Below are 24,339 nucleotides of genomic sequence, written 5' to 3'. Positions count from 1 at the left end.
CGACAGGCGAAGGTCATTGCGGTATGAGCGACTGGGCGGACTGGGACCACATCACCAAAATCGACCCCGACAAGACACTGTACGCCGAGGAGACATACGAAGACGTGGCGGCGACCGGTACCGACGCCATCGAGGTCGGCGGCACCACCGGGATGACAGAGGCGAAGATGAAGCGAGTCGTCGACGCCTGTAGCAAGTACGACATCCCCGTCTACATCGAACCCTCTAATCCCGCATCGGTCGTCCACAGCAACCGCCACGACGGCTATCTCATCCCTGTCGTGATGAACGCCGGCGACGTGACCTGGATCACCGGCGCCCACAAGGAGTGGATCCGCATCGACGACGACATCGACTGGTCCCGCACCTTCACCGAGGCCTACATCGTGATGAACCCCGACGCCTCCGTCGCCACCTACACGCAGGCCAACTGCGATCTGGACGCCGACGAGGTCGCAGCCTACGCGGAGGCCGCCGAACACCTGCTCGGTCAGGAGATCGTCTACGTCGAGTACTCCGGCACGCTCGGCGACACCGGGAAGGTCGCCGCGGCCGCGGACATCCTCGACGAGGCCACGCTGTTCTACGGCGGCGGTATCCACGACTACGACTCCGCCCGGACGATGGCCGACCACGCAGACACCATCGTCGTCGGCGATCTGGTCCACGACGAAGGCGTCGAAGCGGTCCGCGAGACCGTCGAGGGCGCACAGGACGCCAAAGCCGCGACGCCGACCGAGTAACCGACGTCGTTCTACACCCGTCTCATGGCCCAGCTGACAGCGGAGTCGTTGTTTCTCGTCGCAATCATGGCGGTGACAGGGCTGTCGCTGGTCGGGTTCGGGCTGTACGTTCGGCGGACCCGGGACCTCTCGCTCGTCGCCGGAGCCCGCGGGGAGACGGTCACCGACGCCGCGGGGCTGACGGCGCTGGTCGGGACCGCGACCATCGCGACCGGCGCCCTGACCGTCTCGGTCGGGCTGGTCCACCCGCTGGTTCCCGCCCCCGAGCGCGGCCTGTTGTGGGGCGGCTACATCGTCCTCACACTGGCACTCGCCGGGTGGGCACACAGGCGCGCCGCGCAGTACACCGCGTGAGAAGCGCGGCTCGCTGCGCTCCGCGCTCACGTTCCCGAGACGCGGAACGGAAAGAGGCGTCTCGCCGCTCCTCCACGGCTCACTTCGTTCGCCGTGTCGGCTTCGAGGTGACTCGCTGCTCACGGCTCCCCTAGGTCGCCGTTCGCATTTCCGAGACGCCTCACTACGTTCGGCGTCTCGCACAGAAAGACTGTCCTTAAGTCCCACCCATCAATAGCTGCCCCCATGGACGACCGCACCTACACCGCAGACGCCGAGCCGGGCGACACCGTCACCGTCGCCGGCTGGGTCCACGAGATCCGCGACCTCGGTGGTATCGCCTTCCTCATCCTCCGGGACACCACCGGGAAGATCCAGGTCAAGTTCGAGAAAGACGAGATGGACGAGGACCTCGTCGACACAGGTCTAGACGTCCAGCGCGAGTCGGTCATCTCCGTGACCGGTGACGTCGAGGAAGAGCCCCGCGCGCCCACCGGCGTCGAGGTCACGCCCGAGTCGGTCGACGTCGTCTCCGAGGCCGACCCGGAGCTCCCGCTCGACCCCTCCGGCAAGGTCGACGCCGAGCTCCCGACCCGGCTCGACAACCGGACGCTCGACCTCCGGAAAGACGAGGTCAAGGCCATCTTCGAGATCCGCGCCGAGGTCCTGCGCTCGGTGCGCGAGGCCTTCCGCGAGCTCGGTAGCACGGAGATCAACACGCCGAAAATCGTCGCCACGGGGACCGAGGGCGGCACCGAGCTGTTCCCCATCACCTACTTCGGCCGCGAGGCGTTCATGAACCAGAGCCCGCAGCTGTTCAAGCAGCTGATGGTCGGCTCCGGGCTGGAGCGGGTCTTCGAGATCGGCCCGATCTTCCGCGCGGAGGAGCACAACACGCCGCGACACCTCAACGAGGCCACCAGCATCGACTTCGAGTCGGCCTTCTACGACCACACCGAGGCGATGGACGCCTGTGAACACGTCGTCAAGGCGGCCTACGAGGGCGTCGCACAGAACTGCGCCGAGGAACTCGAAGCGCTCGGGCTCGAAGACGACTTCTCGGCTCCCGAGGGCGAGTTCCCGCGGCTGACCTACCAGGAGGCCATCGACAAGATCAACGCCGCGGGCGAACTCGACGAGCCGCTGGTCTGGGGCGACGACCTCTCGACGGAGGCCGAACACGTTCTCGGGGAGGAGGTCGGCGAACACTACTTCATCACCGACTGGCCGAGCGAAATCAAGCCGTTCTACATCAAGGACCACGACGACGACGAGGACGTCTCGACCGGCTTCGACATGATGCACCCGTCGATGGAACTGGTCTCGGGCGGCCAGCGTGAGCACCGCTACGACCGGCTCGTCGCCGGTTTCGAGCAGCAGGGACTCGACCCGGAAGCCTTCGAGTACTACACCAAGATGTTCAGGTACGGCATGCCGCCCCACGCCGGCTGGGGTCTCGGTGGCGAGCGGCTGGTCATGACGATGCTCGGGCTGGAGAACATCCGCGAGGCCGTGCTCTTCCCGCGTGACCGCCAGCGGCTCTCTCCGTAGAGCGCGAGGCCGCACGAAGGAGCGGTGAGCGGAAGGAACCGCGAGCACCGTCCGGTGTCACAGCGGTTCGAGGACGGCAGCCGATACACCCGCAATCTTTATATTTCGCAAATCTATTGGCAGTAACAATGCGCCCCCCGGGCTCCAGATATTTTCCGGTGTGATGGCGTTCGGTTTCCTGATATTCGTACTGCTCTTTGGTCTGTTCTCGTTTCTGCTATCGGTTTATCTCGTGTACTGGACGTACAAGGACGCGACGAGGCGAAGGATGGATAGCCCGGAACTGTGGGCCCTAATCGTCGTTTTCGGCAATATCCCGGGCTTCGTCGCGTATCTGTTGGTTCGGGAGTGACCGTCGGCTCGTGTGACGGACTGCCGGACGCGTAGGCCGGGTGACCTGCGTCCGGGAGACGCCACGGCGCTCGGAGTCTCAGTAGTGGTAGCCGTCGCACGACAGTAGCGCAGGCGAACGCCATCCAGCGCCGCCCGCCCGCGGCGACGGCGAATCAGTCGAGCGCGGCAGCGTCAGTCGTCGACTGGCGCCGCGCTCTCGGGACCGCCGAGCCGGACGCCGACGTCGGCCACTGCGCCCTCGTTGTCGGCCACCCAGCTCAACAGCAGGTACGCGAAGACGTACTTCGCGACGATGTCGAGGGCGGAGTAGCCCCAGGAGGTGAACGCGGTGGAAAGCACCGCGATGCCCGAGGTGCCAAGCGCCCAGAACAGCGGGTAGCCCAGCCACAGCACCACCGTCAGCAGTTTCAGCGTGCCGAAGATATCGCCCGTCCCGGCGGCCGCGGCGTCGTCGGGCCACTCGACGAGCAGGACGTACAGGACCGCGAGGAAGAAGGCCGAGCTAATGCCGAAAAACACCCAGCGCAGCGCGTACGAGGACGTGATGAGCGCGGCGGCCAGCCCGGTGACACACATCGCGATGTCCATCGTGATCGCGGTAAACAGCGTCGCCAGGTCCGTGTTCGCGAGCAGACCGAGCGCCAGCAGTATCATCGGCGTCGAGAGCGTCCACGTGAGATAGCGCCCCCACGGTGTGAGGACCGCCTCGCCGGCCAGCGGATGGCCCGGCGGCATCGGCAAGAAGCTGACAGTCAGTCCGGAGGCCAGGCCGACGTAGCTCGACAGCGAGACCAGCGGGACCAGCAGTGTCGCGACCCAGATGAGCCGCGCCCGCGGAGACTCGATGTCTCGCCCCATGTACACGAACAGGAGTATCGCGGCGCCGGCGAGCGCGATGTTCACCCATAGCGAGGCGTTGAACAGCACGTCGGACTGTATCTCTCGAAGGACCCCCGACTGCGTCGCCTGAAGGGGCGTGGTACTGGGAACTGACATACGACCCACTGTAGGAGGGTGCGCGTTAAATGTCTATTTCCCAACAGCTTTTGTGCCGGGGCCGCCGACGCTGCTCACTCAGGGAAGAGCTCTTCCTCGCGCTCGATGGCTTCGATTCGGGCGATGTCGTCGTCGCCCAGTTCGAGCCCCGCGGCCGCGCGGTTCGCGTCCAGATGCGCCCGCGAAGAGGCCTTGGGAATCGTCACGACGTTCTCGTAGCTCGTCGCCCAGGCGATGGCGACGGCGGCGGGCGTCGCGTCGTGGTCCGCCGCTATCGCCCGGAGGGTGGGCGCTTCGGACACCAGCCCGCCCGCAAGCGGCGCGTACGCGACCAGCGGGTAGCCGTGGCGCTGTGCGTGGTCGAGCAGCGATCGCTGCCGGAAGAACGGGTGAAACTCGACCTGGTGGACGGCGATATCGACGTATTCGGCGGCGGTCTCCAACTGACCGAGCGAGAAGTTCGAGAGGCCCACGTGGTCGGTGAGGCCCGCCGCCCGGACGGCGTCGAGCGCGGGCAGCGTCGTCGCGGGGTCGTAGTCGCCGCGGGGCCGGTGGACGTACAGCAGGTCCACCAGGTCCAGACCGAGGCGGTCGAGGCTCCGTTCGGTGCCGGTCCGGACGTCGTCGGCGGCGAGGCTGTCGGTCCACAGCTTCGTCGCGACGGTCAGTTCGGCTCGGTCGGCGCCGGCGAGGCCGTCGCCCACGACGCGTTCGTTCTCGTAAATCTGTGCGGTGTCGAAATGCCGGTAGCCGGCATCGATGGCGGTCTCGACGACGTCCGGGTCGTCGATACCCATCGTGCCGAGGCCGACCGGGGGGAGGTCCATACGCGGTGGAGGGCCGGCGGGGACCTACGGCTGTCGGTCAGAACTCGCTGCGCTGGGTGACTGCGTCGGCGTGTTCGGCCCACTTCTCGACGGTGGGCAACCCCCAGTAGTGGACGGCGTTGCTCCGCTCGTCGAAGTCCAGCAGGCCGATGCGGTCGAGCGCTGGCAGATGCGTCTCGACCAGCTCGCGCTCGACGGCCTCGACGGTCGTCTCCGACCCGGAGACCTCGCTCGCCTGTCCGCGCTGGGCGACAGCGGCGGCCAGCGTCTCGACCTCGACGCCGGTGTCCTCACAGTTCACGAGGTACTGGCAGACGGCTCGCCGTCGCCAGTCGGACAGCGCCTCGAACACGTCGTCTATCATCGGCGCCGTGAGTCCGCGGTTCTGGGGGGTCATCCCACGCCACTGTTCACCGCGCGGTCCGTTTTGCTGGTCGTTCATGCTCGCCTACCACAAATCACGGGCGTAGGGGACATCAACAGGACACCTAGTCGTCTAGGTTCATCCCGATTTTGCCTACCAACTATGCTTCAATTGGCATTATATATCAAGCATCTCTTGGAACAGGTTCCGTTCGGCCCGCCGGAGATGCTGGTGGAGCGTCGACGAGGCGATATCGAGTGTCTCCGCCAGCTCCTCGGCCGTCGTGTCGCGGGGCCACTCGTAGTATCCGGCGAGGTAGGCCGCCCGCAGGACCTCCAGTTGCCGTTCGGTCAGCTCCTCCGTGAGGAGGGACTCGTCGTCCTCGGGCGTCGGGCGCCGCTCGCGTTCCTGCTTGGCGACGAGCTCGAAGCCCGGCGCGTACTCCGTCAGCGTCTCCTGTATCGTTCGCGCGTCGGCGTCGGTCGGGGCCTCGACAGTGACGGTGAGCTGGGTCCCGTCGGCGACGACGTCGACGGCCCTGACGCCGACGTCGAGGAGGATAGACTGGTAGGACTCGGCCGCTCGGAGCTCGATGACGCCGCCGTCGTTCTCCGCCCGGATGACCCGCGCGCCGCGGACGAGTTCGTGGTCGCGGAGGCTTTCGAGGACGCGGTCGGGCGCCGCGCCCTCGACCGTGACGTACTCCAGCGCCTCGTCGCCGACGTCCACGCTACCGGCCCGCTGGATTCGACAGTCGTGTGCCGACGCGGCCCCGAGGAAGTAGGCGTCCGCCGACGAGGACTGGAACTCCATCTCGACGACCCGGTCGTGGGCCAGCAGCTGCCGGTTCTGGACAGCGGTGAAGGCGAACCCGACCATCTCACCGAGCACGGTGAACGCCTCGATAGCCCGCTGGCTGAACGCCTCGGGCCGGTTGGCGTACACCGCGAGGACACCGTGGACGGCCTCGTCGTGCCGGAGCGGCACGACCACGGCCGACCGGAACTCCCGCTCCAGGGCCGCGCCGCGCCACGAGGCCATCCGGTCGTCGGTCTCGACGTCGTGGACGACCTGCACCTCGCCGGTTCGGATGGCCGTCGTCCCCGGACTCACGGTCTCGGGCGTGGACCGCTCGGCGACGATATCCAGATAGCTGTCGTCGTCACCGGCGACCGTCTGGCGCGTCAGCTGCGTGCTACACCCCTCTCGCTCGCCGATCCAGGCGAACTGGTAGAGGTCGGACTCGACGAGCTCCTCGCAGACGGTCTCCTTTATCTCCGCGCGGGTCGCCGCCGACCCCAGCGCGCGGATGACATCCTGAATGAGGACGTGGACCTGTGCGAGCGTCGCCAGTTCGTCGCGCTGGCTCTCGATCTCGCGTTCGCGCTCCTTTCGCTCCGTGATATCGCGGACGACGCCCATCAGGCCGCTGTAGGAGCCGTTCTCGTCGCGCAACAGCGTGTAGTGGATGGACATCTCCCGGTCGATGCCGTCTCTCCGGCGGAAGGTCAGGTCGACCGTCGTGCTGTCCTCCTCGGCCGCCAGCAGCTCGCTGATGGTCCGCTGGCCCTTCTCCAGTTCCCCCGGTGCGAGCGTCACTTCGGCGTGTTCGCCCCGCAGGTCCGCCGGTTCGTACCCCAGATTCGTCGCGAACGACTCGTTGCAGAAGTCGATGATGCCGCGTTCGTCGAGCGTGTACAGCCCGTCCTGTGCCCGCTCGGTCAGCAGTTCGAGCAGCGCGAGCCGGGCCGCGCGGCCGGCCGTCGTCGTCACGTCTCTGACGATGACCAGCGTGTGGCTGTCGGCGACGGCCGGCAACCGATACCCCTGCAAGAGGAGATGCTGGTCGGCCGCCTCCAGCGCGGTCCGGACGGTGACCGGGTTCGTGGGGCGCTCGCGGAACCGCTCGACCGTCTTCACGTCGGGCGTGTTGGCACAGAGGGCGGCCAGCGCGTCGTAGAGGTTCCCCGCCGTGTCGTCGGGCGTCGTCCCGACGAGCGCCGCCAGAGGCTGACTCGACCAGACCACGCCGCCCTCGTCGTCGACGAGGAAGACGGCCTGCCCGGTCTCGGTCCGCCGGGTCACGTCGTTGAGCGCCTGCTGGAGCGCGTACTCGCTCCGGTCGGCCGGGCTGTCGGCGGCGCTGATGACCTTCTCCGCGAGGAAGGCGCCGCGGTTTGTCGGCCCCTTCTCGACGATGGTGGCCGCCATCTCCGTGAGGTCGCTGTTCAGTTCGGCCGCGGTGCGGTCGCTGTACAGTATCATCGGCGCGTCCACCGCCGCCAGCAGGGACTCGATGTCCGTGATGTCGACGGGGTCGATAACGAGACACGACGGCGGCGTGGTCGCGGCCACGTCGAGCGCCGCGTCGACGGTTCCGACTCCCGCCACGGAGATGTCAGCCCGATGGGCGGCCATGGCGGAGCGCGTCGTCTCGCGGACGGCCGCGTGGGCGTCGACGTACAACACCTCGATAGTGCCACTCGGTGCCGGCACGTCCGCGCCACTCACGATGAGTTCGTGACTGGGGGATTCCTTCGTCATACTGGCGCGTGCTACCGATACCAACAGGCCCGGGCGACTATATACTATCGATGACAGGGCCCGGAACTATCCCTCGCCGTCCAGCCGGACCCCCGCGGTTTCGGCGACCGAAGAAAGTGTCAACCACGTATTACACCCGGCGCGGAGCGCGACGAGGTCGTCGGCCTCGACGGTGATGCGAAGCGTCGGGCCCTCTCGGGCCAGCGTGGCGGTCGTCCGGTCGCCGTCGATGTCGCCCACTTCGGGACGGAGGCTCCGCTCGACGCGGCGTGCCCGCGCGCTGTCGGGAAAATCGAAGGTGAGAACGGTCCGGTGTGGCGGCGTCATACGGATTGGTAGCGTGGTGTACCGGTGTGTGCCGACCCGGCGGGCGCCGTCGTGAACTGCGCTACAACGGCCCGCCTCACTTGACGTCGACTTCTTTCACGTCGGGCGAGCGCTCCTTCAGGAGCACGCGGTGACCACAGTACGGACAGCGGACGCCACCGTACTCGTCGAGTGTTACGTCGCGCTTACAGCGTGAACACTTGTAGCTCATAACTGGGAATGGGGGTTCGAGACTTTACTCCTCGTCTTCGGCGAGGGCGGCGCGGATGGAGCGGCGGACGGTCTTGCCACCGGGCGTCTCGGGCTTGTAGCTCCCGCCGGTGTACTTGTAATCGCAGTAGCTACACTGCCAGATGCCGGTGCCCTGTCGGTCGACCTTGTCCTCGCCGCAGTTCGGACAGGTGTGGTCCTCGTTCATCTCCGACTCGATTTCGGCGACGCGGCGACGCGAGACGCGACCGTAGCGAGCGCCGAATCGGCCGGAGCTCCCGGTCTTTCCGCTCTTGCTAGCCATAGTACTCTTTCGTCGGCCCAGCGGCCACATAAGCCCTTCGAGATACGGTTCGCGAGGCGATTTTTTCACAGCCACAGCCGTTAAACATCTCCGCGGCGAACCCACGCGACGCCATGGACGAAGTACTGGAAGTCGTCGACGTGGTCGCGGACTCCGGCTTCGAAGGTATCGTCGCGTGGTTGCTCCGCCTCGTCGGGTTGGTCGCGATACTCGCGGGGCTGGGACTGTGGCTGTTCACCGAGATAGGACTGCTGGTGTTGCCGGCACTGCTCATCGTCGGCGGTCTCGTGCTGGTGGTCGCGCCGAGCGTCCTCCTGCTGGCCGCCGAGTTCGCGTGAACAGCCACTTGCCGTCCGCGGTCCAACAGCCGAGTCGATGGCTGTGACCGACGGCCTCCGAGCGCGTCTCCGGCACGTCGCACCCGCCACCAGCGGCCGCCTCGACGAATCGGGATTCCTGCTCGCCGGCGGGACGGCCGGCCTGCTGGGCTGGGGCGGGACACAGGTGCTTGCCTGGGTCGCCGTACCCGACAGCGCACTCCTCGCGACGGCGCTGTGGGTCGTCCTCGTCTGTGGCTTCGCCGGCCTCACCGTCCTACACGGTCCCGACGACGTGCGCTTTTCGGACGCCATGTTCGGCTGGGGGACGGTCAACGGGACCGCGACGGCGCTGACCGTGGCCGGTGTCAGCGGTCTGGTCCCGCCCCGGGTCGCGTTCTGGTTCGCGTGGGTCGGGGCGGCCGCGCTCGGGTATCTGTGGACCGGCGGGCTGCTCGTGCGGGCGGGGGCGGCCGAACGGGGCCGGAGCTACCTCGCTTCGGGCGGTGTCGCGCTCGCGGTGCTCGCGCTCGGGGCAGTCGCCTTCGAGACCATCGCGCCGGTGGCGTTCCTCCTGCTCGCAGCGTTACACGCCGTGCCGCTGGTGCTGGACGCGAAAACGGAGTTCTCGCCGGTGGCTCGCGGGGCCGTCGTGGCGCTGGTCGTCGGTGTCATCGTCGGCACGGGGTTGCTGGCCTGAGAGCTATCTGGCGACAGTCGGCAAAACGGATTTATCACAGGCTCGTCTACGCTCCGGGACGGATGCGTCACAGTCAAATCGCGGTGCTCGCCGTCGCGGTGCTCTCCCTGCTGCTGTGTGGCTACTGGCTCTACGGCGGGCGGCCGCTCCAAGCGGGCCTCTCTGTCCTGACCGCGACCCTCGCCCTGCTCACCTTCCGGCGGCTGGAAGACGCGCCGCGTGCAGTCTGACTCACTCGTCCTGTAACTCGGCCTCTATCAGCGCCTCGTTCAGGTCCGCGCGGACGTGCTCGCCGAGTTCGCGGTCGCCCGCCGTCGTCACGACGCGGTTCTCCTGGACGCTGGAGCCGTCCCGGATGAGCACGCGGACGTTCCCGTTGGCGTCGGCGCGGGTGGCCTTCGCCCGGACGCCGGTCGGCGAGGAGGCCCCGCCGGCGTCGATCGGCCCCGGAATCACTTTCTTGACGTGCGGGTGGCCGGCGACGGTGTAGACGACCCGCTGGCCCGCCCGACCGCCGATGAGCGTCGAGTGGCTCCCGCCGAGTTTCGACTCCGGCGGGGCGTCGACCACTTCGAGCGCGGGCTCGCCCTGCCGGTCGATGACCCGACCGACGGGGTCGTCGCCTTTCACCCGGAAGAACTCGTGGTGGAGCTGGCCCCGCACCGCGCTGATAACCTCGTACTCGCCGGTGACGTACACTTCCTCGGGGCGCTTGCGTCGCACCTCGTCGGCGACGAGGCCGGCGAAGTTCCGCAGTTCGACGACGACCAGCTCGTCGCTGCCCTCGCCCTCCGGGGTCGTCGTCACCGCTCGCTCGCCGACGACCGACCCGTCGAGCAGACAGGTGACCGTCGCTCGGTCGCGTTCGAGTTCGAGGACGACGGCGTCGGCGTTGGCAGTGTGACAGACCAGACAGTAGTCGCCCGGTCTATCGAGCGGCGTGGCACACTGCCGACAGTCCATACCGAGTCGTAGGGCGGCTGGCGTGGATAAGCGAGGCGGTTCTCCGTCGGTAACGTTGCGCTTGGATATCGGAACGCGAGCGTGGACAGCCGGAGATCCCTGCTAGCGATTCACAGCGACTCCGCCACAAACAGCCAGTCGCCCCTTTCAGTCCACCCGTAACCGGTTGGCCAGCCGGCATGGGTGGGACTGAAAGGGGCCGCGGTCTCGGCGAAGCACGGCGAAGTAAGCACTGTAGCGAACGCAGTGAGCGAAGCGCGCAGCGAGCCGCGCGAGTCGAGACTGCGGGGGCTTTCTGGCTCTCGCGGACAGTAGCCAAGAGAGCGCTCTCGAAAACGGCTTCGGATTATGCCGCAGGGTCGTTCTTGCGGAACTCCCGCAGCAGGACGGTGGCGTAGCTCCCTTTCGGCAGTGCGAAGTCGAACGTCAGGTCGTCGCCGTCACGCGAGACACCCAGCTCCGTCCGGACCTGTATCGCCCGCCGCGTGCCCTCGCTGTCGAACTCGCCCGGCAGCGCGAAGTCGCCGGGTTCCAGCCCCACGTCCGCCAGGACCTCGCGCGCTATCTCGCCCGGCTCGCCGTCGGCCAGCTCCGTCCCCGTCCCGACCAGCGGCGCAGTGACGAACGCGCGACCGCGCTCGCAGTGGCGCTCGACCGTCGGCAGCCGCTTCCCGGTGACCCGCTGGATGCGGTCGGTGTCGGGCAGTGGGAGGTCGCCGGGAGCGTCCGAGTCGGCAAAGCAGACCACGTCACCCTCGACCGGCCGGTCGAAGGGCAGGCCTCGCTCCAGCCGTTCCGAGAGAATCCGGTTGAAGACGTACGACTGGCCGGCGTTGACAAAGAGCGTCTGGAGGTTCGTCGGGAGCGTCTCGACGGCCTCGCGGAAGTCTTCGGGCGTCAGGCCGCTGTCTCGCGGACCCCGTTCGCTCGACTGGTTCGAGGCGCTTCGCGCCTCGCTGTTTTCGACCAGTTTGTGACACATCGACCGCTCGAACCCGAGCGCCCGCGGGAGGCGGTCGAGCGCGCCCGCCCAGTCCTCGGTCTCGTCGACGTACGCGCGGGCGGCCTGTGTGTCCTCGGGCTCGCGCTCGTGTGGGTTCCCCACGTAGGCGAGGACGGCCTCTTTCCACTGCTCGCGGACGATAGCGAGGCCGACCTCGTGGGTGACCGGCCGGCGCGAGCCAAAGCGCTGCTGGCCGAAGTAGTTCGGGACGGCGACCGTCGCCCCGCCGTCCGCCGAGTCGTCGGCGCTCTCCTCGCCGGCAAACTCCCGCAGGTCCGCGACCACTGACGCCGCGTTCTCGGGCGCGTCGGTGTCCCGAACGACGATTTCGAAGCCGTTGCCGGCCAGGTCCCCGAACAGAATCGGGCGACCGGCGCGGCCGACGACCTCGATGTCGGCGCCGTCGAGGTCGGGGAGGGCCGCCGGCTCGATGCCTTTCACCGAGAACAGCTGGCGGGTGACCGCTCGCTTGTCCTTCGTCCCGGCCCAGGAGACCCGCTCGCGGGAGACGCCGAGTCGGTCCGAGAGGGCGCTGGCGAAGTCGTTCGTGTCCCAGTTGCGGAGTTCGACCCGGCAGACGAGGTGGGGGTAGCCGCCGGTGTCGGCGTCGACCGGCGCGGTGTCGAACGACTCCAGTTCGGTGACCCGGAAGTCCTCGGGGCTCGCCCGGAGGTGCCCGCCCACGCCGTCGGCGTCGCTGACGTAGTACTCCATGCCGACCGTTCGCTCGATGGGATGGCCCTCGCGCATTGTCCGAATGTTCGCCGGGCCGGCTTTAGCGTTGGCGTTCGGTCCTCGCCACCGACGCAGCGGGCCCACGTTTTATGTAATACCCTACAGATAGTCGACACGAAAGCGCCCGTACCCCTGCCCGCGTTCCGCTTGCCCTCCACTCGGCGACCCCGTCCGCGCAGCTTCGCCGCTGTGGCTCGCCCGAACATGTGGTGAGACGGGCTGAATACTCTCAGGACAGATGAGCGAAGACGGCTCCCCCACCGACACCCCGAACCGAACGGCGACCGACACACAGCCCCAGGAGCAGGCCCGTCTCTCCACGGCGCTCGCGGGGATACCCACGGTGACCCAGCTCACCGTCGTGGTGGCGCTGCTCGCGTTGCCGGTGCTGGTGGCACTCGTCGACGCGCTGGGGCTGACGCCCGGGCCGTTGGCCGAGGTGGCGCTCCAGTGGGCCGTCGCGCTCGCTGTCCTCGGTGTCGTCGTCAGCGTCGAAGACCGGCCCCTCGCCTCGGTCGGCGTCCGCCGGCCGGCGTGGCGGGACCTCGCCTATCTCGTCGGGACGGCCGCCGTCGTCATGGCCGTCTTCATCGTCGGGCCGACGGTGCTGGCGGCGGTCGGACTACCCGTCGCGGACGGCCTCGGAAGTCTGGAGTCCACCCCCGGCATCGGGGTCGCCCTCCTGAGCGCGGTGACGACCGGCGTCGTCGAGGAGATACTCTATCGGGGCTACCCGCTCGAACGGCTGCTAGAGTACACCGACAGCGCCGCGGTCGCCGGGAGCCTCACGGTCGCGGTCTTCACGCTCGCCCATCTCGTGACCTGGCCGGTCGGCTCCGTACTCCTCGTCGCGGCGGTGTCGGTCGTGCTGACGGCTGTCTACCTCCGGCGGCGGACGCTTTTCCCGGTGGTCGGGGCCCACGTCGGTATCTGGGTCCTCGCCGTACTGGGACAGTACTACGGCTGACGGGTCGGCCGGCTCACTCGTACGGGTCGAACTCCCGGCCGAAGACGGCGAAGTAGACGACGCCGAGGACACCGACGGCGGTCGCCACGGCGAAGGCCAGCTGTGGGCCGCCCTGGAGCGTCACACTCCCGACATCGAGCGCCCAGTCGGCGCCGTAGAGCCAGCCGCCCAGCGCGGCGCTCGGGATGACGAGCGTGTTCCTGACGAGGTAGTAGCTCCCGGTGACGCGGCCGCCGGAGTCGCGCTCGGCGGGGCCGACGATGAGCGCCTTGTGGGCCGGCAGGCCGGCAAAGCGCAGGCCCGAATAGGCAAAGAGCAGCACTAGCACCCACTGGTTCGCCGGCGCGAAGATGAGCAGCAGCGGGAACAGGGCGTACACCGAAAAGCCCAGCGCGACGGCGGGCTTGAGGCCGGCGTACTCCGCGAGCTTCGAGACGGGCGCCATCGAGAGGATGGCGACCACCATCTCCACGCCGAGGAGGACGCCGAAGAAGGCGTCCGGTCGCAGGGAGAGGCCGAAGCCGGTGAACCCCACCGAGAGGAAGTCAGTGACCACGATGACGAAGAAGACGTACACCATCCCGTTGGCGAAGCGGACGAGCGTGTCCGCGACCAGCAGCGGGCGAAGGGGGGCGGGGAGTTCACGCAGGTCGGTGACGACCTGTCCCACGCCTTCGAAGGACTTCCCGAGCGTGTCCTCGCTCGCGTCGTAGAGGAAATGCTGGGCCACGGTCGCCACCGCGCCGAAGCCGATGGCCACGAGCAACACGGCCTGAAAGCCGCCGACGAAGGAGGCCGTCGCGGCGAGCAGTCCCGCCGCCAGCAGCGGGCCGACGAGAAACCCCAGCCGGCGAAAGACTTCGGTACTGGCAAACCCCATCGCCAGGCGCTCGGGCGGGACGGCCTGTTTCACGATGGCGAAGGTCGCGCCCAGCCCGAAGGATTTCCACGCCTGTGCCAGGAAGAGGCCGACGAAGACGAACGTCCAGGCGGGCAGGGTCAGCGGCCCCACAGTGAGCGAGCCGACGGCGGCGGCGAGATACCAGACGCCAAAGCCCAGCGTGGCGAGCACGCCGAAAGCGGTCAGCGCGAACCGGGAGCCGAGTCGGTCCGAGACGGCGCCGCCGGGGTAGGGGTAGACGGCGCTGATGAGGTTCCCGACGCTACCGTACAGCCCGATGACGCCGGCGCTCGCTCCCAGCACGCGCATGTACTCCGGCAGGTAGCGGCTCGTCATCTGGAAGGAGAGGGAGAACGCGAGCATCGACAGCGAGAGGACCAGCACGTCCCGTTCCAGCGCGAAGAACTGCCGGAACGAGTCGAGCGGGTCGACCGCCTCGTCGGCGCTGTCGGCTGCCATTACCGGAGGGAGTGCTCCCTCGCATTTATATCCATCAATGACGCCGCTCACACAGCTATAGAGGGCTATTGCGGGGTACCGAGTGGCCGGTAGGCGGACGATAACGAGGACGGCTCCGGAGCGACTGCCGGACAGGTGTCGTCACGTGGTCGAACACGACGGAACACAGTACGGCGAGGGCGGACCGACCGACTGGTGGCAACGCACCGAAGTCGAAATAGAGGAGTGTAGCGGTCTCACGGTCGCGCACCTCCCGGAGACCGACGACGCGTGGATATCCGGCTGGGTCGAGGTGCCGCGATGACCTACTCCGCCGACTCGTAGTCGTCGAAGCGGTCGATGTCGACGCCGTCGGCGGTGATTTCCGCCAAGACGATACCGTTGCCGGAGCCGGTGTCGCGCTCGGCGGCCGCGTTGACCGCGCGGATAGCCAGCGCGCGGGCGTCCTCGATGCTCATCTCTGGGTCGTAGTTGCCCTCGATGGTCCCGGTGGCGACCATCGTCCCGGAGCCGGTGACGGTGTAGTCGTCCTGCAGGACGCCGCCGGCCGGGTCGACGCTGTAGACGTGGCTGCCCTCGTCGTCCACCCCGCCGATGATGGGGTTGATGGCGAAGAAGGGACCACCGCGGGCGAAGTTACCCGCGAGCGTCGCCAGCGCGTGGATGCTGAGCGGTTCGTCGCGGCGGACCTCGTAGAGGTTCGCCTCGGAACGCAGCGAGCGGATGAACGACTGGGCGCCGCCGACGCTACCGACCAGCGTCATGGCCGCAGTCGGGTGAATCTGCTCGACCTTCTGGACATTTTTGTTCGAGACGAAACGGCCGCCCAGCGAGGCGCGGCGGTCCGTCGCGATGACGACGCCGTCCTCGGTGGAGAGGCCGACGGTCGTCGTTCCGGTCTTGGTGACGTTCTCCTCGTCGCGACCGCCGTCGTCCGAGGGGATCGTACCGACGTCCGGCTCGTAGGCGTCAGTGAGTCGGTTTTCGGGGTCGTACATCACTCCTCACCTCCGATGTCGAACTCGGCGAGCCGCTCGGCGATTTCCTCCTCCGTGACCTTGCTGAACTGTTCGCTCTCGACGTCGATGGTGGCGATGTCGACGCCCGTCGCGTCGAGGCCCTCGTCGTTGACCGACGCCAGCGCGCGGAGCGCGAGTTCGAGGCCGCCTTCGAGGTCCATCTCCTCTGTGTACTCCTCTTCGAGGTAGTTCTGTATCTCCTCGCGGGAGCCGCCGATAGCGACGGCCTGCCACTCGTAGGGCGTCCCCGACGGGTCCGTCTCGAAGAGGCGGGGTTCGCCGTCCTCGATACCGGCGACCAGCAGCGCGACACCGAACGGGCGTGCGCCGCCGGTCTGGGTGTACTGCTGGATGTAGTCGGTGACCTCCTTGGTCAGCGACTCGACGCTCGCGGGCTCGTCGTAGCGCAGGCGGTTGACCTGGGCCTGGCGACGCGCCACGTCGATGAGCTGTCGGGCGTCGGCGACGTGACCGGCGCTCGCGACGCCGACGTGGTCGTCTATCTCGTGTATCTTCTCGATGCTGTCCCGTTCGATGAGCGGGGAGCGCGCGTGGCGGTCCGCCGCCAGCACCACGCCGTCGGCGGTCCGCACACCGACACTCGCGGTGCCGCGTTTGACTGCCTCGCGCGCGTACTCGACCTGATAGAGGCGTCCGTCCGGGGAGAAGATGGTTATCCCGCGGTCGTAGGCCTGCTGTTCGTTTCCTTGCATTGTAGGTGCTCTCTGGTGTTCACCTGAGGTTAGTGTCTCTAGTATATAACCACATCGGCCATCTCGGTGCCCTCAGTACAGCGAGAGGTCGCCAGTGATCCGGTCGACCACGTCCTCCTCGCCCGGCCCCACCGCGAGTGCGGTGACAGTGCCGGGCTCCAGTTGGGTGTGGCCGGCGTCCCTGACGACGGCATGTGGCAGACCAGCTCGCTCGGCCGCGTCGGCGAGCTCGAACAGTTCGGACTCGCCGGTCGCTTTGAGGACGACCTTCTTCTGGCCCGAGCCCTTCCAGGCTTTGCGGACCTGCCGACCGGTGTCCTCGTAGGCCGACAGCGAGGCGTGGGCGACCTGGGCGGCGAGTTTCCCCTCGCCCATCCCGATGTCGGCCCGCGCGACGATGGCCTGCTTCATACCTCGATATAGCGACCCGTACATAAACCCCCGTCGGAGTCCCGCCGCGGTTGCACGTACCACAGGGCACTTACGCCCTGGGTGAGCAATCAGTGGGGCTGCTCGGGACTCAGACGACCTGGCCGTCGGCCTCGGTCAGCGTCTCGCCGTCGTGGATGACCTCGACGGTGAACTCCGACCCCTCGTCGTTGTTGGACATATCGACCGTCGCCGAGAACTCCCCGCCGTCCTGGACGGTCGTCTCTGGCAGCTTGACGAAGGGGTCACTCGCCGTCTCGCTGTCGAGCTGGATTTCGAGGCCCGTACCGGGGTCCAGATTGGAGGTCCCCCGAATCTGCTGCTCGGAGGCGTTATCGAGCGTGAGGGCGTCGCCCTCGTACTGCAACTGAGCGCTTGGGGACTCGCCGTCGGTCGGCGTCCCGCCATCGGCAGTGGAACTCGATGTGGCTGTACTCGTCGAATCGTTCGTCTCGCCCTCTTGACCGGTCAGTTGGCTACAGCCGGCTGCGCCGACGGTGAGGAGGGCGGCGGACGCGGAGACGTATTCTCGTCGTCGCATCGTTGCGGTAATTATCGGGTTGAACTAAATACTTTCTGTCAGAACCTCAGTCACCGCAGCGGAGACGGACGTCGACAGTCCACGACCCCGGAGGGACGAGCCCAGCGGGTTCCAGTTCGGACGCGACGACAGCGAGAGAACCCAAGTACTCACGCCGGGTCCTGCGCCGGGGTCACAGGCCGCCGCCGAGACACGATACTTTAGGTGCCCCACACCGGTAAGTCGGGTAATGATACTCTCGGACGCCGATATCCTGCGCCGTCTGGAGGACGGCGACCTCGTCGTCGAACCGCTCGACGACCCAGACATACAGATACAGCCCGCCAGCGTGGACCTGCGGCTCGGCCGCGAGTTCCTGGAGTTCCAGCACGCCAACATCCCCTGTATCCACCCGAACACCGAGAACGAGGTCGACGAGTACGTCGACCTGACCGAGGTCGACGAGGGCGGCGAGTACATCCTGCATCCCGGCGACTTCGTGCTCGGCACGACCCACGAGCGCGTCGAGATTCCCGACGACCTCATCGCCCACGTCGAGGGCCGCTCGTCGCTGGGCCGGCTGGCCATCGTGGTCCACGCGACCGCTGGACTGTGCGACCCCGGCTACAAGGGCCAGATAACCCTCGAACTGTCGAATCTCGGCACCGCACCCGTGGCGCTCACGCCGGGCATGCGCATCTCACAGCTCACCTTCACCGAGCTGAAGACCCCTGCCGACCGCCCCTACGGCGCCGAGCGCGGCTCGAAGTACCAGGACCAGTCCGGGCCCCAAGCGAGCAAGATACAGGGGGATCGCGAGTTCGGAGGCGATCAGTGATGACCGACGCCGGCGGCGTCGTGTCCGCGTCTCGGCTGCGAGCGAGTGAGTTCGGAGGCGATCAGTGATGACCGCTGTGCGTGTCATCACGGTATCGGTGAGAAACTCGGTGGAGTTCGGAGGCGATCAGTAAGATGCGCTTCATCGAGGAGATCGTCGTCGACGAGTTCCTCCCGACCTTTCGCTCGATGCTGGCCGAGGAGCTCCGGGAGCACGGCCTCACCCAGTCGGCGGTCGCCGACCTGCTGGGCATCAGCCAGAGCGCCGTCTCGAAGTACGTCCACGGCGAGGTAGAGCGCAACGAACAGCTACTGAACCACCGCGGGCTGAGCGAACTCGTCGACCGTGTCGCCGAGGGGCTGGCGAGCGGCGAGATGAGCTCCGTGCAGGCGCTCGTCGAGACGGAAGTGTTGATCCGCGAGCTCGAACAGGGCGGGGTGCTCGCCATGCTCCACGAGGACGCCGTACCGGGGCTGGCCGACTACGACAGCGAGTTCGCCGTCCACGACCCGGACTCCCAGCTCCGGGCCGCCGAGCGGACGCTGTCGTCGGTCCGGCGGGGGCTCCGGGTGCTCGAAAACACCAGCGGCTTCGCGACGCTCATCCCGGCGGTCGGGTCGAACCTCGTGCAGGCGCTCCCCGAAGGGGACGGTATCGACGACGTGGCCGCCGTTCCGGGCCGGATTCTCGACGTGAAGGGACGGGCGACGATTCCCGCCGACCCGGAGTTCGGCGTGAGCGAGCACGTCGCGTCGGTGGTGCTCGCCGCCCGCGCGGCCGGCAGTGGGGCGCGGGCCGGGCTGAACGTCCGCTACGACGAGTCAGTCGTCACGGCGCTGGAGTCGGCGGGCCACACCGCCGTCGAGTTCGACGCCGAGGCGTCCATCGAGCCGGGCATCGCCGAAGCGCTCGCCGACGGCGACGCCGACGTCATCTACCAGACCGGGGGGATGGGCGTCGAACCGGTCGTCTATCTGCTCGGTCCCGACGCGGTAACGGTCGCCGAATGGGCCCGCGATATCCTGTGAGCGGACAGTTCTACGAGCGGTGGGCGTCGCTGTACGACCGCGTGGCCAGAGTCCCCCTCCTGCGGTCCTGGCGGGCGGGCGCCGTCGACGCGCTGGACCTCGCCCCGGGCGACACCGCCGTCGAGATGGGGTGTGGGACGGGCGCGAACGTCCCCGAACTCCGCGAGCGGGTCGGGCCCTCGGGACGCGTGGTCGGGCTGGACATCACCCGCGAGATGCTCCGTGCGGCGCGGCGACACGCCGAGCGAACCGGCCCCGGCGTCGACTATCTCCGGGCCGACGCGACCCGGCCGCCGGTACGGGGTGTCGACGCCGTCCTCGGGAGCTTCGTGGCCGGCGTCTTCCCCGACCCGGCGGCGGCCGTTGATTCGTGGTGTGACTGCGTGGTGCCGGGGGGGCGGGTGGCGCTGCTGAACTTCCAGCGCAGCGGCCGCCCGGTCGCGGCGCCGCTGGACCTCGCCTTCGAGGGGTTCGTCCGGCTCTCGGCGCCGGGAACACGCCTCTCGACGCGGTCACACGCCGACAGCTTCGAGCAGCGAGTCGCTGCCGCGCGGCGACGGCTCACCGAGCGGACGGTCGACCGCCGCTACGAGACGTTCGGCGGCGGGTATCTCGGGCTGGTGTCGGGCACCGTGCCAGCCACTGACGGATAGCAACAATTTTGTAGCCCCTGTAGGTCGGAATTTACATGTCGAGAGACAGGGTGGGACCGACCGTCGCGGTCGCTGCTCTCCTCGTACTCGCGGGGTGTGCCGGCGTTCCGCTGGGGGGGTCGGGCGACACGACAGCATCGCCGACCGGGGCCGACGACCCGGGGACCCCTGACGGCTCACCGTCGGCGCCGGTCGAGAACACCGTCGCCGTCGAGAACGGGACGTTACCGGTGAACGCGACGCTGACCTACGCCCGCGTGCAGGCGCTGATGGGGAGCGATACCGACCCCTGGCCGGTCCGGGTGCGGAACCTGAGCGAGTGGCGCGCGAGCGTACAGCGGGTGGGCGCCTCGCCGCTGAACCGGGCGCTCGGCTTCGAGAACGTCTCGACGGACTGGAGCGAGCCGACCGGCGTCACCGTGAACGGGGCGGTGTACGTCCACCCCGGTGACGGGTCGCCCGAAAAGACCGAGCGCGTCCTCGCCCACGAGTTCGCCCACCTCGTCCAGTACCGGACGACGATGCTACCGTGGCAGGGCCGGCTCTCCCAGCCGCGGCCGACGACCGACTGGCGCAACACCCGGCGCGCGCTGAGCGAGGGCGGCGCGGTGTTCGTCGCGGACGCCTACGCCGACCGGTATCTCGGCGTGCAGAGCAACTCCGCGTACGCCCGCGGGCTCTACCGCAACGGCTCCGCGACCTACCGGTCGGCGCTGGCGCCGTACGTGTTCGGGAGCCAGTACGTCGCCCATCGCATCGACGACCCGGCGAATCTCTCCGCGGCCTACGAGACGTATCCGCGAACGACCGAGCAGGTCGTTCACAACGAGACGCCGGCCGAGGAACCGCCGGCGAACCTGTCGGTGCGGGCGAGCGGGAGTGACAGCTGGACGTATCTGGGTAACAACACCCTCGGCGAGCTGGCCACGCGCGCCGCGCTCGACACCGAACTCGACCGCGAGCGGGCGGCCGCCGCGGCGAGTGGGTGGGGCGACGACCGGCTGACCATCTTCCGGAACGCGACCGACGAGAGCCGCTACGGCTGGGTGTGGGTCATGCGCTGGGACAACGAGAGCGAGACCGACGAACTCCGGGCGGCGCTGCTCGATTACACGTACGTTCGGGGACAGAACAGCGACGCGGCGTTTGGCTACCGAAAGCTCGACGACACGACCGTCGCGGTCGTGTTCGGTGACCCCGGATTCACCGCCCGCGCCGACGTACGGGCCACGGACGACGACGTGAGCGTCAGCGTCGACGAGTCCTGAGACTGTCTCAACTCGTTCCGCGTTCGGTCGGCGCCAGCAGCGGGTGGTCGCCGAGGCCGGCGTCCGGTCCCCTGGCCCCGGCCTCCAGCGCGTTCAGAAACTCCGGAACGGTCCAGGTCGTCGTCCCGTCAGTACAGGGGTAGACGCCGACCAGTTCGCCGTCCTCGTAGGCGGCCGCCAGCAACATCGGCGTCGTCAGCACGTCCTCGCTGTCACCGACCAGCATCGACGCCGTGCGCGTCTCGAACGGCGGGCGCAGGCTCAGCCCGCGGTCGGCGGCCCAGTCCTCGAAGCGCTCGATGGTGTCGAGTAGCTCCGCCTGTCTGTTCGCCCCGGTGAGCACGAGCTCCTCCGGCCAGGTCGTCACCGAGAAATCAGCGAGGGACCCCGACGCCCGGAGACCGCTCAGGCGGTCGATGACCGTCGTCCGGGGCCCACACACCGGCCGTCTGACCCAGAGGTCGACCTCCAGGGCGCCGCCGGGAGCGTCGCTTTCGTCCGTCTGTCCCGTTTCCTTCGACATAGTGTGATAATCACTAGCTAAAGCCGGTGCGAAACTGAAAACCCTATGTATTAACGTAATATAACTGTTTCAACAGGAATAATGGCATCCGGGGCCGACTCGCTCGTCTCGCGGGTCGTTCCACTCTCCGCTCGACTGCACCGAGGGTCCCACTCCGGTCGAAACCCCGCTAGTCGTCCGCGGGCGCGGGCCCACTCGTCGACAGCGTCACGTCGGGCGCGTCCACCTGCAACTCGTCCAGAGCGGCCTGTGCGGCCTTCTTCCCGGAGACGAGCATGGCGCCGAAGGTCGGGCCCATCCGCGGGAGGCCGTGGGTCGTCGCCGTCGCCATCCCCGTGGCGATGAGTCCGTCGTGGACCTTCCCGGTGTGTTCGACGACGGCGTCCTCGCTCTCGCCGACCCACATCGAGTCGTGGCCCGGCGAGTCGTGGCCCGGCGCGCCGTAGGTGTCGCCGCCGGTCTGGTCCATCCCGGTGTCGCCCGCCTCGGGGCCCTCGCCTTCGAGGACGCCGCGCTCGTCGAGCTTCTTGACCGCCATCGCGTCGTGGCCCGTCGCGTCGATGACGATGTCGGACTCCACGGCGATCGGATCGACGCAGGTTATCTCGCGGGGCAGCGCGTGAACCGGCGTCCAGTTCATCACGATGCCGCCGACGCGGTGGTCCTCGCGGATGACGATGTCCGTAAACTCCGTCATGTTCTGCATCTTCGCGCCCGCGTCGCAGGCGGCCTTGATGAGCCCCGAACAGGCCTCGGGCCCGTTGGCGACGTAGAGACCCTCGCTCTCGTCGGACTGGAGGTAATCGACGTCGAGGTCCTCCAGAATCTCCTGGGCCGGGTCGCGCACGGTGACCTTGTTCATCAGGAAGCCGCCGAGCCAGAAGCCCCCGCCGAGATAGTTGTTCTTCTCGACGACCATGACCTCGACGCCGCGCTCGGAGAGTTCCTTCGCGGCCATCAGCCCCGAGGGGCCGCCGCCGATGATGATGACCTCGGTCTCCGAGAAGTCCATGAACTCCTCGGACCACTCCTTGCCTATCGCTCGGGTCACTTCCGCCTCGCCGACGTCGCTGAACTGGTCGAAATCTCGCATACCACCTAGTGATATTCTAGAGTGGTAAATAGTCGTTTTGGTGTGGTGACTACGAATCTACGGAACAGTCTCCGGCACTGTCGACGCCGGGACCACGGGTGAAGAGGGCAAAGAGAAGCGTTCGAGCCGATTTAGACCGGTTCAGCGACGATATCGTACTTCGCTAACGGCGGGATGACCGTGTTAAACACTATTTCGATTGTTTTGCCGCGGCCAACACTGTCCAGTTTGTTCGGTGGTTCTCTCGGGTTGTATCCTTGCGTATCCTGATACTCGAACCTGAACTCGATTTCGCCGCTGCCACCCGTGTTCTCGAACACGGCACCGTGTGACGCCGGCCACAAGGCAAAGCCGTAGTCGAACGAATCCGACTCCATAAGTGGATGGTCGTCCCCCGTGACCGCTATGTCCCGCCGTTCTCCGCCGGCAAAATAGCGCGCTTTCGCCGACTCGAAATGTCGGTCCTGGTACTCACCGTTCAGGTACGTCGCGGCTGCGCCTGGCCTCGGTGTATCAGGGGACCGGTAATACCACAGTTCGACGGCTATCTCTCCGCCGTCTCTCGTGTTCTGTATCGTCGCTACGTACTCTTCACCATCGGCGTCCTGGGAGACCATACGCGGGTCGGGAACGACGAAATTCTGAAACTCCATGACAGGAGTCGCCGAGTCGCTACATCCCGCTATCCCACTGATGCCAGCGGTCGTCCCACCGACAATGAACTCCCGGCGTTTCATGGAAGGGGCACTCGACTGCATGTGTCGGTCACTGCAGACAAAAATCATCCGGTGAGAGGTGCAAATAACCGCCGGGCTGCGTCGTGGCCCCCGATTTTCTATGCCCAGGCGTGCAGGCCGCCCTCGGTGAGCACGTCGGCGCCGCCGTCGGGCTGGCAGACGGCCCACCGCGAGCGGTCCGCGCCGTCGGGGAGAAGATGTTCCGGGACGAGCGGCATCGGGACCGGGGCGTACCCGCCGCGACGCATCGCCGTCGGCCCGGGGAACCGGTCGACGACCTCGCCGCTCTCGGTCACCTCGAAGCGGCCGTCGTCGGCCCGGCGATAGGCGTACTGGAACGCGTGGCGACCGGCGGCGGCCAGCGCGTCGACGTGCTCGAAGACCGCCACGATTTCGGTGCCGACGCTCAGTTCGAGCCGGGGCCGCTCCTCGTCGACGCGGACCTCGCGCCACTGGAGGTCCGAGGCCGGCGCGCGGGCACAGGCGTAGCTGCCGTCCGAGAGCGGCACCCGGTCGGGCCCCTTGTAGAACTGCCGGCCGTCCGGGCCGTCGGCGGCGACACAGGCCGGCTCGCCGAGCACCGTGGCGGCGACCTGCGTGAGCGTCGTCCCTGTGTCCTCGGTCGAGGGGACGACGAAGAGGCAGTCGCGGTCCGCCCGCAACGCGTCGGCAAAGCGCGGGACGAGCCCGGAAGGGCCGATGTCGGCCTCGGTCAGTGGCTCGATGGCGACCGGGCGAGGGCGTTCGGGCGCGACGAGCCCCACGGCGTCGTCGGTCGGTTCGGCGAGCGCGGGCGGGCCGTCGAGGCTCCGGTCGGGTCGGACCGTCACGTCGTAGCCGGCCCGCTCGCACAGCCCGACGGCGTGGTCACGAACCGAGGGATAGACGGGCATTCGTCCGAACTGAGGGGCCGAGACGCA

General features: G+C 67.8%; 30 protein-coding genes. 12 read left to right on the top strand and 18 right to left on the bottom strand.

The genetic code is table 11. From position 1 onward, the window contains the following. The first annotated feature begins 23 nt into the window (after positions 1–23). The 3 genes from NDI56_RS00295 to aspS all read left to right on the top strand — a co-directional run bounded on the left by NDI56_RS00295 (position 24) and on the right by aspS (position 2,627). Positions 24–743, top strand: coding sequence for a phosphoglycerol geranylgeranyltransferase (locus NDI56_RS00295; protein WP_310917399.1), 720 nt, complete (start codon positions 24–26; stop codon positions 741–743). 24 nt (positions 744–767) lie between these two features. Then, positions 768–1,097 carry a hypothetical protein gene (locus tag NDI56_RS00290; RefSeq protein WP_310917398.1) on the top strand — a complete coding sequence of 110 codons (330 nt, stop codon included), beginning with the start codon at positions 768–770 and terminating at the stop codon, positions 1,095–1,097. Positions 1,098–1,322: 225 nt separating this feature from the next. After that, positions 1,323–2,627 carry an aspartate--tRNA(Asn) ligase gene (gene aspS / locus NDI56_RS00285; RefSeq protein ID WP_310917397.1) on the top strand — a complete coding sequence of 435 codons (1,305 nt, stop codon included), beginning with the start codon at positions 1,323–1,325 and terminating at the stop codon, positions 2,625–2,627. Between the two features lie 525 nt (positions 2,628–3,152). Here aspS and NDI56_RS00280 read toward each other — a convergent pair. The 7 genes from NDI56_RS00280 to NDI56_RS00250 all read right to left on the bottom strand — a co-directional run bounded on the left by NDI56_RS00280 (position 3,153) and on the right by NDI56_RS00250 (position 8,583). Further along, positions 3,153–3,986, bottom strand: coding sequence for a bacteriorhodopsin (locus tag NDI56_RS00280; protein ID WP_417935935.1), 834 nt, complete (start codon positions 3,984–3,986; stop codon positions 3,153–3,155). Positions 3,987–4,051: 65 nt separating this feature from the next. Next, positions 4,052–4,804, bottom strand: a complete 753-nt coding sequence (locus NDI56_RS00275) for an aldo/keto reductase (RefSeq protein ID WP_310917395.1) — start codon at positions 4,802–4,804, stop codon at positions 4,052–4,054. A gap of 37 nt (positions 4,805–4,841) precedes the next feature. After that, positions 4,842–5,246, bottom strand: coding sequence for a DUF7344 domain-containing protein (locus tag NDI56_RS00270; protein WP_310917394.1), 405 nt, complete (start codon positions 5,244–5,246; stop codon positions 4,842–4,844). A 99-nt stretch (positions 5,247–5,345) separates the two neighbouring features. Further along, positions 5,346–7,712, bottom strand: coding sequence for a bacterio-opsin activator domain-containing protein (locus NDI56_RS00265; RefSeq protein WP_310917393.1), 2,367 nt, complete (start codon positions 7,710–7,712; stop codon positions 5,346–5,348). 66 nt (positions 7,713–7,778) lie between these two features. Beyond that, positions 7,779–8,039 (bottom strand): KEOPS complex subunit Pcc1, encoded by a 261-nt coding sequence (locus NDI56_RS00260; protein ID WP_310917392.1) that lies wholly within the window; start codon positions 8,037–8,039, stop codon positions 7,779–7,781. A 76-nt stretch (positions 8,040–8,115) separates the two neighbouring features. Next, positions 8,116–8,250 (bottom strand): DNA-directed RNA polymerase subunit P, encoded by a 135-nt coding sequence (locus tag NDI56_RS00255; protein WP_188993464.1) that lies wholly within the window; start codon positions 8,248–8,250, stop codon positions 8,116–8,118. Between the two features lie 24 nt (positions 8,251–8,274). Then, positions 8,275–8,583: a 50S ribosomal protein L37ae gene (locus NDI56_RS00250; RefSeq protein ID WP_310918908.1), complete on the bottom strand. Its 309-nt coding sequence runs from the start codon at positions 8,581–8,583 to the stop codon at positions 8,275–8,277. An 83-nt stretch (positions 8,584–8,666) separates the two neighbouring features. Here NDI56_RS00250 and NDI56_RS00245 point away from each other — a divergent pair, with 83 nt between their 5' ends. The 3 genes from NDI56_RS00245 (at position 8,667) to NDI56_RS00235 (ending at position 9,800) form a co-directional block, all read left to right on the top strand. Further along, a complete protein-coding gene (locus NDI56_RS00245) occupies positions 8,667–8,891 on the top strand; it encodes a hypothetical protein (RefSeq protein ID WP_310917391.1) in 225 nt (74 codons plus the stop codon). A 37-nt stretch (positions 8,892–8,928) separates the two neighbouring features. Then, on the top strand, positions 8,929–9,570 hold the full coding sequence (locus tag NDI56_RS00240) for a hypothetical protein (RefSeq protein ID WP_310917390.1): 642 nt from the start codon (positions 8,929–8,931) through the stop codon (positions 9,568–9,570). Positions 9,571–9,632: 62 nt separating this feature from the next. Beyond that, the gene (locus tag NDI56_RS00235; protein WP_310917389.1) at positions 9,633–9,800 is read left to right on the top strand and encodes a hypothetical protein; all 168 of its coding nucleotides are present in this window, start codon (positions 9,633–9,635) and stop codon (positions 9,798–9,800) included. Between the two features lies 1 nt (position 9,801). Here NDI56_RS00235 and NDI56_RS00230 read toward each other — a convergent pair whose 3' ends face one another. Both NDI56_RS00230 and truD read right to left on the bottom strand, forming a co-directional pair. Further along, positions 9,802–10,533 carry a DUF2103 domain-containing protein gene (locus tag NDI56_RS00230; RefSeq protein ID WP_310917388.1) on the bottom strand — a complete coding sequence of 244 codons (732 nt, stop codon included), beginning with the start codon at positions 10,531–10,533 and terminating at the stop codon, positions 9,802–9,804. Positions 10,534–10,879: 346 nt separating this feature from the next. Beyond that, on the bottom strand, positions 10,880–12,286 hold the full coding sequence (gene truD, locus NDI56_RS00225) for a tRNA pseudouridine(13) synthase TruD (protein ID WP_310917387.1): 1,407 nt from the start codon (positions 12,284–12,286) through the stop codon (positions 10,880–10,882). Positions 12,287–12,509: 223 nt separating this feature from the next. Between truD and NDI56_RS00220 the strand changes: the two genes are divergently transcribed. Then, positions 12,510–13,238, top strand: a complete 729-nt coding sequence (locus NDI56_RS00220; RefSeq protein WP_310917386.1) for a CPBP family intramembrane glutamic endopeptidase — start codon at positions 12,510–12,512, stop codon at positions 13,236–13,238. Positions 13,239–13,251: 13 nt separating this feature from the next. Here NDI56_RS00220 and NDI56_RS00215 read toward each other — a convergent pair whose 3' ends face one another. Continuing rightward, positions 13,252–14,598: an MFS transporter gene (locus NDI56_RS00215; RefSeq protein ID WP_310917385.1), complete on the bottom strand. Its 1,347-nt coding sequence runs from the start codon at positions 14,596–14,598 to the stop codon at positions 13,252–13,254. 145 nt (positions 14,599–14,743) lie between these two features. On the opposite strand from NDI56_RS00215, the gene NDI56_RS00210 reads away from it, so the two are divergent. Next, positions 14,744–14,902 carry a hypothetical protein gene (locus NDI56_RS00210; RefSeq protein ID WP_310917384.1) on the top strand — a complete coding sequence of 53 codons (159 nt, stop codon included), beginning with the start codon at positions 14,744–14,746 and terminating at the stop codon, positions 14,900–14,902. Between the two features lies 1 nt (position 14,903). Here the strand turns inward: NDI56_RS00210 and psmB are convergent, their stop codons facing one another. The 4 genes from psmB to NDI56_RS00190 form a co-directional block, all read right to left on the bottom strand. Further along, a complete protein-coding gene (gene psmB / locus NDI56_RS00205) occupies positions 14,904–15,596 on the bottom strand; it encodes an archaeal proteasome endopeptidase complex subunit beta (RefSeq protein WP_310917382.1) in 693 nt (230 codons plus the stop codon). Next, entirely contained in the window at positions 15,596–16,330 is a 735-nt protein-coding gene (psmA, locus tag NDI56_RS00200) for an archaeal proteasome endopeptidase complex subunit alpha (protein WP_310917381.1), read from the bottom strand. Before psmA ends, psmB begins: the two co-directional genes overlap by 1 nt. Before the next feature lie 72 nt (positions 16,331–16,402). Continuing rightward, positions 16,403–16,741 (bottom strand): peptidyl-tRNA hydrolase Pth2, encoded by a 339-nt coding sequence (gene pth2, locus NDI56_RS00195; RefSeq protein ID WP_310917380.1) that lies wholly within the window; start codon positions 16,739–16,741, stop codon positions 16,403–16,405. A gap of 109 nt (positions 16,742–16,850) precedes the next feature. Next, entirely contained in the window at positions 16,851–17,300 is a 450-nt protein-coding gene (locus NDI56_RS00190) for a BGTF surface domain-containing protein (protein ID WP_310917378.1), read from the bottom strand. Positions 17,301–17,529: 229 nt separating this feature from the next. On the opposite strand from NDI56_RS00190, the gene dcd reads away from it, so the two are divergent. From dcd to NDI56_RS00170, 4 genes are all read left to right on the top strand, one after another. Then, positions 17,530–18,117 (top strand): dCTP deaminase, encoded by a 588-nt coding sequence (gene dcd, locus NDI56_RS00185; protein WP_310917377.1) that lies wholly within the window; start codon positions 17,530–17,532, stop codon positions 18,115–18,117. A gap of 134 nt (positions 18,118–18,251) precedes the next feature. Beyond that, positions 18,252–19,145, top strand: a complete 894-nt coding sequence (locus tag NDI56_RS00180; RefSeq protein ID WP_310917376.1) for a thiamine-phosphate synthase family protein — start codon at positions 18,252–18,254, stop codon at positions 19,143–19,145. Beyond that, positions 19,142–19,798, top strand: coding sequence for a class I SAM-dependent methyltransferase (locus tag NDI56_RS00175; protein ID WP_310917375.1), 657 nt, complete (start codon positions 19,142–19,144; stop codon positions 19,796–19,798). The genes NDI56_RS00180 and NDI56_RS00175 overlap by 4 nt, the downstream gene beginning before the upstream one ends. A 35-nt stretch (positions 19,799–19,833) precedes the next feature. Beyond that, positions 19,834–21,066 (top strand): hypothetical protein, encoded by a 1,233-nt coding sequence (locus NDI56_RS00170; protein WP_310917374.1) that lies wholly within the window; start codon positions 19,834–19,836, stop codon positions 21,064–21,066. A 7-nt stretch (positions 21,067–21,073) separates the two neighbouring features. On the opposite strand, the gene NDI56_RS00165 is transcribed toward NDI56_RS00170, so the two are convergent. The 4 genes from NDI56_RS00165 to NDI56_RS00150 all read right to left on the bottom strand — a co-directional run bounded on the left by NDI56_RS00165 (position 21,074) and on the right by NDI56_RS00150 (position 24,312). Then, on the bottom strand, positions 21,074–21,589 hold the full coding sequence (locus tag NDI56_RS00165) for an HTH domain-containing protein (protein WP_310917373.1): 516 nt from the start codon (positions 21,587–21,589) through the stop codon (positions 21,074–21,076). A gap of 169 nt (positions 21,590–21,758) precedes the next feature. Then, the gene (locus tag NDI56_RS00160) at positions 21,759–22,682 is read right to left on the bottom strand and encodes a sulfide-dependent adenosine diphosphate thiazole synthase (RefSeq protein ID WP_310917372.1); all 924 of its coding nucleotides are present in this window, start codon (positions 22,680–22,682) and stop codon (positions 21,759–21,761) included. A 131-nt stretch (positions 22,683–22,813) separates the two neighbouring features. Continuing rightward, entirely contained in the window at positions 22,814–23,419 is a 606-nt protein-coding gene (locus NDI56_RS00155; RefSeq protein ID WP_310917371.1) for a hypothetical protein, read from the bottom strand. Between the two features lie 98 nt (positions 23,420–23,517). Continuing rightward, positions 23,518–24,312: a hypothetical protein gene (locus NDI56_RS00150; protein WP_310917370.1), complete on the bottom strand. Its 795-nt coding sequence runs from the start codon at positions 24,310–24,312 to the stop codon at positions 23,518–23,520. Positions 24,313–24,339: the final 27 nt, after the last annotated feature.

Origin of the sequence: Halomicroarcula saliterrae (assembly GCF_031624395.1) — an archaeon.
GTDB lineage: Archaea > Halobacteriota > Halobacteria > Halobacteriales > Haloarculaceae > Haloarcula > Haloarcula saliterrae.
This window is presented reverse-complemented; position numbering and strand designations above follow the sequence as displayed.